A 15,653-nucleotide genomic window follows, 5' to 3' on the forward strand; every position below is an offset into this window, starting at 1 on the left:
TTATGCGATAACAACACCATCTGGATCAAGTGAATGCAAGGTTTTCAATTCTTCCTCCGTGGGTTCCTCAATATATGACCAATCTTCGGCAATCCCAATAGGGAAGCTGCTATTCGCTTGAACATCTTCCAATGTGTAGCCTTTAAACAGGTGTAATAATGTCAATTTCCGTGTTTCATCGTCAAAGCCATACACTCCGATTTGGGTAATGACACGATATGGCCCTGTATTTGCAGGTAGTCCCGCTTCCGCCCGGCCATTAGGCCCATCCAAATAACCAGGGCTTGTTAAAAAGTCGAGCTTCTCAACAAATTTCCTCTTGTCCTGCCCCATGATGATAATTGTCCGTTCGCATAAGGAAGCGATGTCCGCTCCTCCGCCTGAACCCGGGAGCCTTACCTTCGGTTTCTCCCAGTCGCCAATAACAGTCGTATTTAAGTTCCCGTATTGATCAATCTGGGCTCCTCCTAGAAACCCGTATTGAATCCATCCTGCCTGTGCCAGGCTCATAACATAATCCATTGAGCCGACCGTCACACCATTCTCATACGTTAATGATTCACTTACCTGAATCGGAAGCCTGCCTGTCGGCCTACCTCCAACACCACCGCCCTCATAAACGAGCAATAAACCCGGTGCATGTGTGTTCAATGCGAGAACAGAAGCCAAGAGCGGCATTCCCGTACCAACATAAACTGCTGCATCCTTAGGCAAAAGTCGGGATGCTGCGATAATCATTTTCTCTGTATCGTTTGCCATGCTTATCCTCTCCTTTTTGCTACTTTCGGATATGGGGCCAATTTTTTTTCAATTCTTTCCAATTGTCTTAATACGCGAACCCCGCCGATTTTTTCTAAGTATTCATATTGATCCTTACTCTCGTGCACATACTCCTCCAAATATTCCTCTACCCCCTCTTCGCTTATAGAAGCGTCGAGCCAGATTTGCCAATGATCCTCATCAAAGGAATAAAGGCTTGGCACTTGGTTTGGATGAGAACCATACGGCACCTCCACAACTGCATCAACCACAAAATAAGGAATTTTTGTCAAATCAGGACGATTTGAAAATACTTCATCATGAACAATTTCTTCAGCAGTTATCAATACAAACTTAGCTGCATGGGCCAGTTCTATATCTTCTGCGATGTTTCCGTCAATTTGGCAGTTCCCGTATTTATCTACGCGATGGACATGAATGATGGCCACGTCCGGATAGCAGGCAGGAAGCAGTTCGACCGGTTCGTTTGTAAAAGGATCAATAATTGTTTTTGATCCGCTGTAATGCAGCGTATCCGTTCCTAGCGAAGACCTGGTCGGGTAAAAAGATAGCCCCTTCATGGCCGCTGTAAAACGCCATTGGAATCCTGCATTGGTTGTTTCCGACAGTACTTTTAGACGTCCAGATTCAACCGCTCTTCTAGTCGGAAGAGATAGTCCCCGAACTTCATCGGCAAACCCATACGAGACTTCCGCTTTCGTGATATTGCCTGCGGCAGCAAGCAACTGCCAATCATGTTGTGAACCTTTTGTTCCAATAGTTAGATTTCCAATTTTTTGACGGATGATTTCATGAACTGCTGCAATTGGGTTACGCACAGATCCCATTCCGCCAAAAACTATATAATCTCCTTCTTTTACACCGCGAGAAACCGCCTCTTGTAATGTAGTTCTCTTATCTTTTTTTGCAAAAGTTTTGTTATTCTTCCGATATTCTCTGATTTTATCAGGGTGCTCCCATCCGTAAAGCTTGGATGAGACTCCTTCTTTTACAATCGTTTGAGCCATTTACTTTCCTCCTCAATAAGTAAGTCCTATCTTTTATCCACAGCTCTTGCCGCGCGATCACCGATAAATTGAATTAACTGTACAAGCACAACCAGGATAATAACTGTTGCAATCATAACGTCATTTTGGAATCGATAGTATCCGAAGCGGATCGCCAAGTCTCCAATTCCTCCGCCTCCAACAATCCCAGCCATCGCTGAGTAGCTTAAAAGACTAATGACCGTTACCGTCAATCCTGCAATCATCCCGGACCTTGCTTCTGGCAACAGAACCTCTTTAATGATCAGCCAAGGGGAAGCACCGCATGATTCAGCCGCTTCAATTACGCCCTTGTCAATCTCCCGCAAAGACGTCTCAACGAGCCTAGCGTAAAAAGGAATAGCTGCTACAGTTAGTGATACACTCGCTGCTGCCGGTCCCATTGTTGTTCCCAAAATTAATTTCGTGAATGGGATCAGAACAACAAGCAAAATAATGAAAGGAATGGAACGGATAATATTGATAATGGTTCCTGCCACATTTTGCATGAAGCGGTTTTGCCAAAACATCCCTTCACTGGTTACAAAGAGGGCTATACCTAAAGGAACGCCGATGATAATGGCAAAGGCGACCGCAATGCCCATCATCCAAGAAGTTTCCACAAAAGCTTTTCCAAACTCATTGACCATCTCAGGCAACATCAGCGAGCACCTCCAATCGACTTGTTTGCTTCGTGATATAATCAATCGCCTTTTGGACATCTCGACGTGAGCCAATCAATTCAATAATGAGTGTTCCTAACGCACGATCCTGAATATAGGAAATCTGTCCGTGAAGAATATTGGCATTCACATTGAATTGTTTCAGTGTTTCGGAAATTACTGCCTCTTCAGCCGAATCTCCCTGGAAAACGACTTGTACAATCGGGCCTTTTCTTCCCTCAAGAAGTCTTTCAGGCAGCTCCAAAGAGTGAACCGTTTGGACGAATTGTTTGGATAGATCGGTCTTTGGGTTAGCAAAAATATCATATATGTCGCCAAGTTCAACCACTTTCCCATCTTCCATGACAGCCACCCGATGGCAAATATCCTGCACGACTTCCATTTCATGAGTAATCAGGACGATTGTAATGCCTAATGTCTCATTGATTTTCTTCAACAACTGTAAAATCGATTTTGTTGTCGTTGGATCCAGAGCCGAAGTCGCTTCATCACAAAGGAGAACCTTCGGGTCATTGGCCAAGGCTCTTGCGATACCGACCCGTTGTTTCTGTCCCCCAGAGAGCTGAGCTGGGTAATGCCCACTCCGGTCTGACAGCCCAACCATTTCTAACAACTTAGGAACCTTCTTTTTAATTTCTTCTTTCGTTTTCCCTGCGGCTTTCAAAGAGAAGGCCACGTTATCAAAAACCGTTTTGGAGCTGATCAAATGAAAGTGTTGGAAAATCATACCGATCTTCTGGCGCTCTTTCCTGACTTCATTGTCTGAAAGTGCCGTCAGATCTTTTCCATCAATCAAGACCTTGCCCTCCGTCGGCCTTTCTAATAAGTTTAAGCACCTTAGCAGAGTACTTTTACCAGCGCCACTGTAGCCAATGATGCCAAAGACTTCTCCCTGCCGGATGGTCAAACTTACTTCATCCACAGCTGCTACATTTTTGTAGCGCTTGGTGACCTGTTGAATATCGATCATTTATTGCCCTCCTTTTCTACTTGATACGGAGGTTTCACATATCCTTTTGCATTTTTATTTGTGTACTCTAAAAATTCATCAGACTTATAAGCTTTTTCCAGAGCTTTCGCAAAAGGTTTATCCTCATCCTCTTTTCTTACAGTCACATAGATCAAATAACCTTCTGGCGTCTTCTCAATTTCTACCGCTTCATCCAATTTCAATCCGGAAGCCAGTGCATAGTTCCCGTTAATGAAAGCAAAATCTGTATCTCCCAAGGAACGAGGTGTTTGTGCAGGGTCAATCGGCTTTATTTTTAAATTGAGCTTGTTTTTCACAATATCCTTTTCTGAAACAATAGTAGGATCCGCATCTTCGTCTACTTCAATCAACCCAAAGGACACAAGCATGTTCAGAGATCTTGCGAGATTGGTCGGGTCATTCGGCATTGTGATAGTTGATCCCTCTTTTATATCATCCAAAGACTTATGTTTTTCGGAATAAAGTGCGATTGGAGCGGTTGGAACTGCATATGACGCTACCAAATCCATATTATGGTCTTTATTGAATTGCTTTAGGTAGATGCTGTTTTGGTACAGGTTGGCGTCGATTTCCCCTTCATTCAGGGATATATTTGGCTGGATATAATCATTGAATTCAACAATTCTCACTTCATACCCATCCTTTTCAAGTATTGGGATGATTCCGTCTTTTAATTGGTCACTATATGGTCCTGCAGTAGCACCGATTACGATTTCTTTCTTTTCCTCGCTAGTAGCTGAATCGCTGCCGCAAGCTCCTAAAACGAATAAGCTAAAAAGTAAAGTGATATAAAGCAAAGTTTTTTTCATTTTCATTCTCCTCTGGTTCACTATGTGTCTTTTCAATACCTCAGATGATAGACTCTTTTTCTTTAAAACCGTGATATGATTTTTCTTCATTCCCCGAGTGATGTCATATCTATTGATTTGCTAGCTCTCTGCTTTCCGGATTGCCCGAAATGCATCAAGATAACAGCAGGAACAATCATTGTTAATTTTTCATATATGAATACTCAGAAATAAAGCGATTTGAGCCATGCAACCAAATTTGCTGCCCGCAAATATGGCAAATTCTACTTTTATCTGTTCCCACTCTCCTTTAATTTTTTTACCTTGTTCACAAATACGCATGTAAACAATCCAGTGAAATCAAAAAGCCTCCGGTTGTCCAGTCAGCCTACTGATTTATTGTTCGATATGCATCATGCCGGAAACCGCTTCTTTTCAATTCGGTTGATCTGGACGATTTTCCCTTCATGAACTGTAATCTGCAATTCACCAAAACGTAAATTGTTAAGTAATTCCTCAATCACTTTTAGCTTCTCATTGTCCACTTTTTCCTTGAGGCTCATTCCCCTCATCTCCTTTAAATGTTTTCCGATATAGAACAAAAGCGCAAGCGCCTGTTCAACGACGTACAGACTGAGCTGAAATGTGAAGACGGCGTTTAAGGGCGACAAGCGCTGGCCGCCGAATGTCGCCACGTCCTGTCGCCTCGCTTGCACTAGTACTTCCTGTACGTCGGAGCCGATGTTGACTTATCGTAGGAGGAAGCGCGAAGTCTGCTAGTCGATAGGCGCTGGAGTTGGACGCAGTACAATCTGATAAACAAGTTATACACAAGCATAGATTTTATAATTTCCTATATCACAAGAAAAAGACCCCTTAATAATAAGAGGTCTCCGCTTTTTAATAGTAGAAATCAAGCTTTGCCTCTTATCTATCAGATTTGTAAAAAAATCTGCTGGAATTGGCACCGTTTGAATAAAAAATATATCCAATGGTTGCCGAGGCTTCACAGGGCCAGTCCCTCCACCTCTCTGCATAAGAGCTATAAAAATATGAATTTTTGAATGTAAAACCTATTTTATTCGGTATGGAATGAATTGTCAACCATATTTTCGCGATTCTTCAAATTAGAAGATGAACTATGATGTCATCAGGATTTATCATCAAAATTTCCCATTAGACTTTCAGCAATATCCCCTACAATTGGAACCTTGATACGTTCTTTTTGGTAGGCTTTAATCAACAGCACAATCCATAACACGAAGGTCGTCAAAGAAATCAGTGCCTTCAATAACCAGCCGACAAACGGAACATAGCCGACCCCCATCCCAATAATCGACAGCGACAGAAAGAGAACAACTGACTGCGTGGCATGGAATTTTACAAAAGTACTTTTCTTTTCTATTACAAAAAAGATGATGCCAGTGACAAACGTTCCAAGATAGCATAACAACCCAGCAATATTTTCATCCAGACCAGTAGATGACTTTACTTCATTTCCACTTGATTCAATATCATGTTTATCGTCCATTTCTTCCCTCCTTTCATAGCTTTTAGTGTAACAAATCAAACATTACATAAGGAAGGAATAAACTTAATTTTCTTATTTTTATTATTTTAAAGAAGCAGTCAAAAGGCACACCACAGTTGGTGTACCTTTAACGACTTAGGAAGCTTGAACCTGCTTGCCTGTCTTATGAATTTTCATGGAAGCGATGATGATAATGAACAAAAGGACAACCTGTGGGATGATCACTTCCAAAGAAGGATAAAATCCGATCAAATTTATCGCCGGCAACGAATTGACCTGTGTTGCACTTATATGATCAGTTAGTTGAAGAGCATGTATGCTCACTCCCAGTATTTTAAAGGCCAAAAAGTAAATCAAAATGGTTGCTGCCTTAAAAAATGGACCAAGTGCAATTTTAGCGCTGTATTTAATCAATAAAAACGCGAAAACTGTAAGTATAGCAGCTGCTATGCCAATACCAGCAGCTAATTCCCCTGTTCCTATAGAAGGAGCCATCCCCATATAGAAAATGATTGTTTCCGCCCCTTCACGAAAAATGGCCAGGAAGCTGATAAAGGACATTGAGATAATGCTGCCAGTTGAAAGTGCTGTACCCATTTGCTTTTCAATGAAGTGATTCCAGGCCTGGATGTTGGACTTTTGATGAAGCCAAATGCCGACACCGATCATCATGATGACTGCGATGATTCCAGTAATTCCTTCGATGACTTCCCTATTTGCACCTTGCGCTGCGGCTGTAAACATGACATTGATCAAAAGGGCAGCACACGCACTCAAAGCAATCCCAAGCAGGGCACCTATCCAAATCCACTTTTGGTATTGGCGTGCATTGGCTTTTCTTAAAAAGGAAATCAAAGCAGTGACAATCAAAAGGGCTTCCAATCCTTCTCGAAGCAGAATTAATGCTGCGTCCCAGATTGTGTAATGGCTCTTTTCCTGAAGCTGAAGAATCGCCTGCTTGTAGGAGTCGATTTTACTTTGTTGTTCTTTCAAATCGACTTTTGAGGAAGAAAGTTTACCTGCAATAACTGGAATATCACTTTCCAGCTTAGTGTAAAGCCCACCGTTCCTTGTGCGGACTTCTCCTTCAACAGACGGCCAAACGCTCAAAAATTCCTGTAAGGATGACACGGCCTGTCCAACTTGTTTCTTTTCTATCGCCTTATCAGCTTTTTCAAGCAAATCAATCAATGTCTGCAAAGAATACCCTTCGTCCTTTGCCTTCATTTCCTTACCTGCGGCAAATTCAGTAAATGCATCTGAGATCGTGCTTACCATCTCCCGCATTTGTCCAAAATCCTTCTCTTCCTGTGTTAACGCAATTCGCAATAGTCCCATCTGCGTTTCAATTTTTCCATAATAAGCAATGCTCTGCTCACGGATGATGCTCTCCTTTTTATTCCACTTTGATAAAAGCTTTTTATATTCGGCATCAGCCTTTACAGCATCTTCGTTTTTGACTGCATTTTTCAAGTCAGTCATTATTGGGGAAAATATAGTTTTGATTTCTTCCCGCTGTGCTTCCACATCGACAGGATTTTGTTCTTTTTCCAATGCAACAAGAGCATGTGACAAATCAGATAAAGCTGTCAGCGTCGCTTCCTTATCCTCTTTCTCTACAGCAACATTCATATTTTTTATCGCTTTATCCACTTCTTTTACTGTTTTGCTGGCTGAAGGGGCCGCTTGCTCCCATTCTGCATTCATCTGGCTAGTAAGCTCCTTTGTATGATCCCATTCGTCAGCCTTTGTTTTCATCATGGTATCCCCGATTAAAATAAATAACTGACTGTAGCTTTCCTTGGCAGAAACAAGCTGGATAGGAGAAAGAATTAAGATGATAAAACTAAAAAACACAATTACCTTTTTCATACATTAACCTCCCACTATCCGAACAATTCCGCTCCAAGATAGCTTCCTTTTTTTACGCCGGGGAAACAAGCAAACAGCGCACTTCCTCGGTGCGTGATGTATTCGTTTAATTTATCAATCCTGCCGAAGCTGTTTTGTATATTAATGAACTGTCGCGGGTCCTTTTGAAAAGAAATAAACAGTAATCCAGCATCAAAAGTACCTGTTTTACGGTCAATCCCATCAGAATAGGAAAAAGAACGCCTTAATATGCGATCCTTTACCTGCCTTGCCAAATAAACATGGGAATTAGCAGGTATCACGGGTTTTCCGTTTTCCACCCTTTCCAGCTCCAAATCTTCCATTTCATCCGTTTTTCCTAACGGAGCTCCACTGTCGCGGTGACGGCCAAAAGTTTCCTCCTGGGCACTCAAAGCAGTGCGGTCCCATGTTTCCAAATGCATTTGAATCCTTCTTACTGCCATATAAGTGCCGCCGGATAGCCATTTTGATTCACCTGGCTGTACCCAGACATACTGATTCATCTCTTTAACATCATCCACATTCGGGTTGCCCGTGCCGTCCTTAAAGGCAAATAGATTTCGAGGCGTCTGGCTCTTCTTGCCTCTCATTTCATATGAGTTGAAACCAGTTTGCGACCAGTGCATCGTCACTTTGCCGCGCGCCGTACGAACAAGGTTTCTGACAGCATGGAAAGCGACCTGCGGATCATCCGCGCAGGCTTGAATGCATATATCTCCTCCGACATATGCGGGATCCAACTGATCCTTCGGAAAATGCGGCAAATCTTTGAGCGTATCTGGTTTCATGTGCTGCAGTCTAAGCTCTTTTTTCTCAAAAAGACTTGGCCCCACCCCAAAGGTCAATGTAAGATGAGAAGCATCAAGGCCGGTTGCCTCACCAGTATCAGACGGCGGCATGAGTGTGTTTGAACTATACGGCTCAACAAGCCGTCCATTCATCAACTCTACACTTTGATCCGTCCAAACCTTGAATAGCTCTTTCAATTCAGCTTTCGATTTCGCCGTACAATGAAGAGCTACAAAATATACATGTTTAGGGTCTTTAGTCAAAATGCCAGATTGGTGTTTTCCATAGAAATTGACCTTTTTTGCGGCTCTCGCATCATCATCAACGAATGAACTCTCGCCCAAGGCCGTCAAAACCTGCGGAAGACCAGATGCACTGATCATGACACCTGCTCCGCCGATTCCCGCGATTTTCAGCATATCGCGGCGAGAGATTTCTTTCTGAAAAAAGGATTTCTCTTCCTGCTTGCTCATTTTTCTCACTCCACAACAATTGCCATTTGGCTTAAAGGTTCCCCAAGATGATCGACTGCTTCTGACAGTTCTTTTGTATCCTCTGCAGACAATTTTTCAAAAGACACAAAACCATTTTTGTCTTTATATTGATCAAGCAAGCTATTCAATGTCGAGAAATTACCTTGCAATGATTTTGCAAGATCTGTATCTTTTTCTTGCAGCTTCGCTTTGAAAATATCAAAAATCTTTTCCGCGCCTTCCACATTCGCTTTAAAATCATACAAATCTGTATGGGAATAAATTTCTTCTTCACCACTAATTTTTGATGTAGAAACTTCATTTAAAAGATCGACCGCTCCAGTGATCATCAAATCGGGGGTGACTTCAACCGTTTCCACTTTTGCACGAAGTTCTTTGACGTCATTCAACAATTGATCAGCTGTTTCCTCGTATCCTTTTGTTGTTCCTTCCACCCAAAGACCATATTCGATTTTGTGATAGCCAGACCACTCTTCTTTGCCTTGCCCTTCTTCCTCAATGTCTGCAAGACGGGCATCGATTCGTGGATCTAGGTCTCCGAAGCTTTCAGCAATCGGTTCAGAGCGTTCAAAGTACATCCTGGCAGGCGCGTACAATTCCTTAGCCTTTTCAACATCTCCAGCTTTCACCGCATCAACAAACTTTTCCGTTTCAATGACGAACTGATCAAGCTGGTCCAGTGCAAATTGCTTATAGCTTTCCGTTTCCTTACTAAGAGAGTTTTCTGCCACTGCCTCTTCCCCTGCATTAGCATCTTCCTTTTCTTTTGCCGTCCCACATCCTGCCATCAAGCTTGCAGAACAAAACATAAAAAGAGCAGACTTCAATATTTTTTTCATTTAGGAACGCCTCACACTAATAGATTTATAGATGATGTTCGAAAAATCATCAAATGGCGGCAAGCCTCTTTTTTGGCTCGTTTCTGCCCTGTTAAAAATAAGCAGTCCAGCCCTTCTTGCTTCTGATTTGACAACTTTTTGAGCACACACATATATGTTTTTTTACTTTTATAATGATAATCACTCTCATTTATGTTGTCAATTACAATTTTTTCTATTGGTTAAATTTTTGAATAGCTTTCATGATTAGGGGAAAAATATCTCAACCATTTATTGTGAACAAGGACGGAAAACGCTTAATCATGTTATAATTCTATGAATTACTTTTATTAAAGGAGGGCTCTGGGGAAAATGAATTCATGGATCAATATAAAAGACGGTGTGGTTCCTTCCGTATGTTCTTTGGACTGCCCTGATCAATGCGGACTGCTTATCCATAAAAAAGACGGAAAAATTGTAAAAGTCGCTGGAGATCCCAATCACCCTGTGACAAAGGGTAGCATTTGCAATAAGGTGCGTAATATGGCGGAACGTCTGTATGATTCAAACCGTTTGAAAACGCCTTTAAAACGAGTAGGTCCTAAAGGTGCAGCCAAATTCAAACCAATTACTTGGGATGAAGCAATCCAAACGATTGTGGATCACTGGAAACAGTTGATTTCTGAAAAAGGGGCAGAGTCCATCCTGCCATACAGCTTTTACGGAAACATGGGTAAGATCCACTCTGAAGGAATGGATCGGCGTTTCTTCAACCGCCTTGGCGCCAGCCAGCTTGAACAGACCATCTGTTCTTCAGCCGGGAGCGTTGGTTATAGCTATACAATGGGTGGGGGATTTGGAACCGATCCTGAGGATATGCCTGAAACCAAGCTGTTCATATTTTGGGGAATCAATGCTGCCAGCACAAACATGCACCAGGTGATGATTACACAAAAGGCACGGAAAAATGGCGCAAAGCTCGTTGTCATCGACGTTCATAAAAATCAGACCGGACGTATGGCGGATTGGTTCATTCCTATCCTTCCAGGAACAGACAGTGCTCTTGCACTCGGAATCATGCATATTTTATTTGAAGAAAAAATGGTGGACCGTGAGTTTTTAAAGGAATATACAGTCGGTTATGAAGAACTTGAAAATCATGTAAAGTCTTATGATCCCCAAATAGTGTCGGAGATTACCGGAGTACCCGTTGATGATATTTATAAACTCGCACGCATGTATGGCAGAATTTCACCTTCCATGATTCGTATAGGCAACGGCTTGCAGCATCATGACAATGGTGGAATGATTGTCCGCACCATCTCCTGCCTCCCTGCCCTCACAGGCCAATGGCAATTAAAAGGCGGCGGGGCTATTAAATCGAACAGCGGATACTTGGCCTTTAATACAAGGGCTTTGCAACGGCCAGAGCTTCGAAAAAAACAGGACAGAACAATTAATATGATTCAATTGGCCGACGCTCTTCACGAATCGGAGCAGCCGATCCGTTCACTTTTCGTATATTGCAGCAATCCTGCCGTTGTTGCTCCAAATGCGGGGAAAGTCCGCGAGGGTTTGGAGAGAGATGACCTTTTTACAGTGGTGCATGATCTTTTCCTTACAGAAACAGCCAAATATGCAGATATTGTCTTACCTGCAACCTCATCCTATGAAAATACTGATTTTTATACTTCCTATTGGCATCAATATCTCCACTTGCAGGAGCCAGTCATTCCACCTTATGGAGAGAGCAAGTCAAATACCGATGTTTTCAGATTGCTTTCGAAAGCAATGGGTTTTGATGAGCCTGAGCTGAAAGATAGCGATGAAGAACTGATCGAGCAGGCCATGAGGAACGTAAAGAATCCTTACTTCCCTGATATCAATCTTGATCAGCTGAAGAAGGAGCGATTTGTTAAAGCAAAAAATACAGACGAGTACTGGAAAAATTTAAACACACCAAGCGGCAAAATTGAACTATATTCAAAACAAATGGAGCTTGCCGGATACCCTGCTCTTCCAACGCACATACCGCTTGTGGAGGACAATGATTACCCATTCCTGTTTGTCCCTGGGCCAAATCACAACTTTTTAAACTCCACATTTTCAAATAATGAAAAGCATGTAAAGCTTGAAAAAGCTCCCCAATTATTTATGAATAGCTTGGATGCTGAAAGACTTGGAATTGAAGATGGCTCGTTGGTCCGCATATGGAATGAGCGAGGGGAATGTGAAATGACCGTCTCTGTCGGAGAGCAGGTCCTGCCTAATGTTGTCGTCAGCCAAGGGCTCTGGTCCGATCAATTCGGGAACAAACATCTCGTCAATGCCCTTACTCCTGACAGGGTAGCTGATATGGGAGGCGGTGCGGTATTTTTCTCAGGAAAAGTAAACGTGGAGTTCGTAAAGAAAACTTCTCCAGAAGCTGATACAACCAATTAAAAAGGTTAAGCGGAGACTTATGATGTTCAAGGGTCTCCGCTTTTTTTCTCATTTATTCTTCGTGGCTGAGTTGCCAGCCAATGCCGAACTTATCCGTCACTTTACCATAGCATTTGCTAAAGAACGTTTCCTGAAGCTCCATTTCGACTGTACCGCCTTCACTTAATTTATGAAAAACGGACTTTACATCATCCATATTCTTACTGACAAAAGCAAGTGTGATATTGTTCCCATTTTCTACTTCATTCCCCGGGAAAGTATCCGAGAACATCACATTGCTTCCTTCAATATTCAACCTTGCATGAATAACTCTGTCTTTGGCTTCTTCAGGAACTGGGTGCTCGGGATTCGATGGAGCATCTCCGAATGTCATAATATGCGGTGTTTCGGTTTGAAATGCCTCAGCATAAAATTCCACCGCTTCCCTGCAATTTCCATTAAACATAAGATAAACATCAACAGCCACATGAACCACTCCTTTTCATTTGTTAGTCAAATTATATACCATTCATTTTCTCTGCACAAAAAAGAACCTGTCCAAATTGAAAATATAATATGGCCCTTACATTCGGCTGGATGCCAAGGCCTTCATATTAATTTGGATAGCTTTGACTTCCGATCATTCAGCTATGCATCAATGGACAGGTTACCAAGAGCACTTGGTATTTCCATTAGACTTTCTTAGGTAAGAACGCTGTCTTTCTCCCTGCTTATCCGCTCCTTTTGTTCGACAATGCCTACAGCTGAAAAACCTTTGCATTGTTGAGTAAACTCATCAAACATTCCCAGCCTTATCTGAAGCTCATTTTCGTGCACCTTAGAATTGCTGTCTGCTTTCAATCAAATGCGCCTTGGCGTATTTGCGCCCAGATTTTATCGAGCTCCGCTCGATAAATTCCCTCTAAAAATGTGGCATCCGCCGGAGGCTTTAACTTTATTCAGCCGGGGTTTGAACCCCACTGAATGGAATACCAATAGGCATTCATCTCACCACTTACTGAAGTGGGAGACTTCTGCTGAATGAAGTTTAATAACTGTGTCTTCCGAGAATCCTAGCTTCACGATTCAGAGTTCACACCCTACACTGCCGGGGTACACAAAAAGGCGAAAGAAAACAAACTGTTTCCTTTCGCCTAGTTTACACTGATTTATTTCTCTTCAGCAGATGAAGCTTTTCCTGTTCCAGGTTTTCCGTAAGTATATTGGCTCGGGTCTACTGGAGTCCAGTCCTTGTTAGGTGTATAGAATCTCAATAAATCACCGTACATTACTTTATCTGACAGTTGAAGATCACGGATGACAGATTCATTGATTTCCAGCATTTCTTTCGTTGGTTCTTCAATCTTTTCTTTCGTCTTAGTATCGTAATATACACCATCGACTTTGCTGAATTTCTCAGTCATAAAGTCACCATTCCTAAATGGTACATATGCTTTATGGTCTTTTGAAAATAAATCGGTTCCCATTTGAATATAATCTTGGGCTTTGTTACCTTGCAAGTGAAGCAATGTCGGCACGACATCGATTTGGCCAGCGTATTCATGGTTCACACCTTGACCTTTTACACCAGGCACTCTGATCATTAATGGTACACGCTGCAATTCAGCATGTTTCAACGGAGTGATTTCTTCTCCAATCAGTTCCTCCATTGCACGGTTATGGTTATCGGAAATACCGTAGTGGTCCCCATAAAAGAGGATGACAGAATCATCGTATAAACCTTCTGCCTTCAAATCGTTTACGAACTGCTCCAAAGCTTCATCCAAATAACGGGCTGTTTGGAAATATCTATCCACTGAAGCATCTCCCGTTTCAGCAGGTGCAATCGTTGCATCCTTTTCATCAAGCAAGTAAGGATGGTGATGCGTCACCGAAATGAGGTGCGCATAAAACGGCTGCTTCAACGATTTTAGCATCGGAATGGATTCTTCGAAAAACGGCTTATCTTTTAAACCGTAGCCAATGACATTCTCATCGGACATATCATAATAGCTTGCATCAAAGAATTCGTCTACACCGAACTCTTTATATATTTCATCACGGTTCCAGAAAGATTTATAGTCACCATGCAGTACTGCAGTTGTATATCCCTGTTGGTGTAAAATCGCAGGTAATGCCTGGTACGTATTATTCCCTTTCATCACAAACGCAGATCCTTGCGGCAATCCATATAATGAATTGTCCATAATTAACTCTGCATCAGCTGTTTTCCCCTGCTCAGTTTGGTGGAAAAAGTTATCAAAATACGTAAAGTCAGAGTCACGCACCAATGAATTCAGAAAAGGAGTGACCTCTTCCCCATGCAGCTTGTAATCTATCAAAAAGGTTTGGAAAGATTCCAAATGGATTTTAATAATATTTTTCCCTTTGGCTTTGCCGAAGTATTCGGGATTTGGCTGGGCATACTTGGCCTTCGTATAGTTCTCGACTTCCGTCATATCGTCGCTCGATGCCATTACCCGCTGCTTGGAAGATTTAATACTCTGAACAGCATCATAAATGGTAAAGTTATAGGCTCCAAGATATTTAACAATATAATTTCGATCAAAAGTTCGCTGCAATAACTGTGGACGGTCAATCTCAGCAAGTCCTAGATTCACAACGAATAAAACAACACCTGAAGTCAAAACGATCAAAGGCTTGCGAATCTTGATACGATCCGTAGACCAATTTCCCTTTGCCTTAATAAAAAAGACGACCATGATGATGATATCCAGCGCATAAAAAATATCATGCCAAGCCACCAGATTGGCGATGCTTCCCCCAAGGCTCCCAAAATTGCTTGTTTGGGTCAAAGTTGGGATTGTTATAAAATCGCTGTTAAAGCGATAAAAAACAACATTGGCATACAGTAAGAAGCTTAGCGCAGAATATATGGAAATCAGCCATACACCAATGCGCTTACCTTTCGCAAATAAGGCTAGGCCTAGAAAAATCAGCGCGGAGTTCAGCGGGTTAAAGAACAGCAGGAACTGCTGCATTACATTTTTTACTCCCAGGTTAAATTCAGTTTGATAGATAATATACGTTTTAATCCAGAAGAAAAGCACCATTACTGTAAAAAAGCCCGTTTTTGTACTCAAGAATTTCTTCATTGATCTCACCTCAAATATTTTAGGGCTGTCAAATTACAAAAAATAACCCAAAACAGAGAATCAAACATCCTGCCTTGGAGTTTTAACTGGTTCATTTCACTTTATATGAAACTCATCATTGAAAATTGATACTTAACTATTAAACCACATGTTGGCCAATCAGTAAACCCAAAAGATAAAGTGCAAGCGCTGTTATATAAAATAAATTTGTGAAATTGTGGGGAAAGAACGGGAAAACTGCTGTAAGCCAGCAAAGAAAAAGCCGACTCATCGCTGTATGTACCATATGAGAGAATGTCGAACTTTTCTTGTTAATAAATCTCC

The 15,653-nt window shown here is 41.9% G+C and carries 13 protein-coding genes and 1 riboswitch; of the genes, 1 reads left to right on the forward strand and 12 read right to left on the reverse strand.

Annotation, left to right across the window (positions count from 1 at the left end; translation table 11 throughout):
• From D5F11_RS08180 to efeO, 10 genes are all read right to left on the reverse strand, one after another.
• Positions 1-759 carry a CoA-transferase subunit beta gene (locus tag D5F11_RS08180; RefSeq protein ID WP_120118900.1) on the reverse strand — a complete coding sequence of 253 codons (759 nt, stop codon included), beginning with the start codon at positions 757-759 and terminating at the stop codon, positions 1-3.
• A 2-nt stretch (positions 760-761) separates the two neighbouring features.
• Positions 762-1,787: a CoA transferase subunit A gene (locus D5F11_RS08185; RefSeq protein ID WP_120118899.1), complete on the reverse strand. Its 1,026-nt coding sequence runs from the start codon at positions 1,785-1,787 to the stop codon at positions 762-764.
• 26 nt (positions 1,788-1,813) lie between these two features.
• Complete coding sequence (locus tag D5F11_RS08190) at positions 1,814-2,467, reverse strand: methionine ABC transporter permease (RefSeq protein ID WP_120118898.1); 654 nt, start codon at positions 2,465-2,467, stop codon at positions 1,814-1,816.
• Positions 2,457-3,458: a methionine ABC transporter ATP-binding protein gene (locus tag D5F11_RS08195; protein WP_120118897.1), complete on the reverse strand. Its 1,002-nt coding sequence runs from the start codon at positions 3,456-3,458 to the stop codon at positions 2,457-2,459. Before D5F11_RS08195 ends, D5F11_RS08190 begins: the two co-directional genes overlap by 11 nt.
• Positions 3,455-4,288 (reverse strand): MetQ/NlpA family ABC transporter substrate-binding protein, encoded by an 834-nt coding sequence (locus tag D5F11_RS08200; RefSeq protein WP_120118896.1) that lies wholly within the window; start codon positions 4,286-4,288, stop codon positions 3,455-3,457. The genes D5F11_RS08195 and D5F11_RS08200 overlap by 4 nt, the downstream gene beginning before the upstream one ends.
• A 392-nt stretch (positions 4,289-4,680) precedes the next feature.
• The gene (locus D5F11_RS27330) at positions 4,681-4,983 is read right to left on the reverse strand and encodes a YezD family protein (protein WP_245998145.1); all 303 of its coding nucleotides are present in this window, start codon (positions 4,981-4,983) and stop codon (positions 4,681-4,683) included.
• A 208-nt stretch (positions 4,984-5,191) separates the two neighbouring features.
• Positions 5,192-5,309: riboswitch (SAM riboswitch) on the reverse strand.
• A gap of 108 nt (positions 5,310-5,417) precedes the next feature.
• Complete coding sequence (locus tag D5F11_RS08210) at positions 5,418-5,798, reverse strand: DUF4870 domain-containing protein (RefSeq protein ID WP_120118895.1); 381 nt, start codon at positions 5,796-5,798, stop codon at positions 5,418-5,420.
• Between the two features lie 135 nt (positions 5,799-5,933).
• Positions 5,934-7,670, reverse strand: coding sequence for an FTR1 family iron permease (locus tag D5F11_RS08215; protein ID WP_120118894.1), 1,737 nt, complete (start codon positions 7,668-7,670; stop codon positions 5,934-5,936).
• A 14-nt stretch (positions 7,671-7,684) separates the two neighbouring features.
• On the reverse strand, positions 7,685-8,953 hold the full coding sequence (efeB, locus tag D5F11_RS08220; RefSeq protein ID WP_120118893.1) for an iron uptake transporter deferrochelatase/peroxidase subunit: 1,269 nt from the start codon (positions 8,951-8,953) through the stop codon (positions 7,685-7,687).
• Between the two features lie 5 nt (positions 8,954-8,958).
• On the reverse strand, positions 8,959-9,813 hold the full coding sequence (gene efeO / locus D5F11_RS08225) for an iron uptake system protein EfeO (RefSeq protein ID WP_120118892.1): 855 nt from the start codon (positions 9,811-9,813) through the stop codon (positions 8,959-8,961).
• Positions 9,814-10,164: 351 nt separating this feature from the next.
• Here efeO and D5F11_RS08230 point away from each other — a divergent pair, with 351 nt between their 5' ends.
• On the forward strand, positions 10,165-12,234 hold the full coding sequence (locus D5F11_RS08230) for a molybdopterin oxidoreductase family protein (protein WP_120118891.1): 2,070 nt from the start codon (positions 10,165-10,167) through the stop codon (positions 12,232-12,234).
• A gap of 52 nt (positions 12,235-12,286) precedes the next feature.
• Here the strand turns inward: D5F11_RS08230 and D5F11_RS08235 are convergent, their stop codons facing one another.
• Together D5F11_RS08235 and ltaS are read right to left on the reverse strand one after the other, a co-directional pair.
• Entirely contained in the window at positions 12,287-12,700 is a 414-nt protein-coding gene (locus D5F11_RS08235) for a VOC family protein (RefSeq protein WP_120118890.1), read from the reverse strand.
• A gap of 682 nt (positions 12,701-13,382) precedes the next feature.
• Positions 13,383-15,329: a lipoteichoic acid synthase gene (ltaS, locus tag D5F11_RS08240; RefSeq protein ID WP_120118889.1), complete on the reverse strand. Its 1,947-nt coding sequence runs from the start codon at positions 15,327-15,329 to the stop codon at positions 13,383-13,385.
• Between the last annotated feature and the right edge of the window lie 324 nt (positions 15,330-15,653).

The sequence above is a fragment of the Siminovitchia terrae genome, from assembly GCF_003605405.2.
Classification (GTDB): domain Bacteria; phylum Bacillota; class Bacilli; order Bacillales; family Bacillaceae_C; genus Siminovitchia; species Siminovitchia terrae.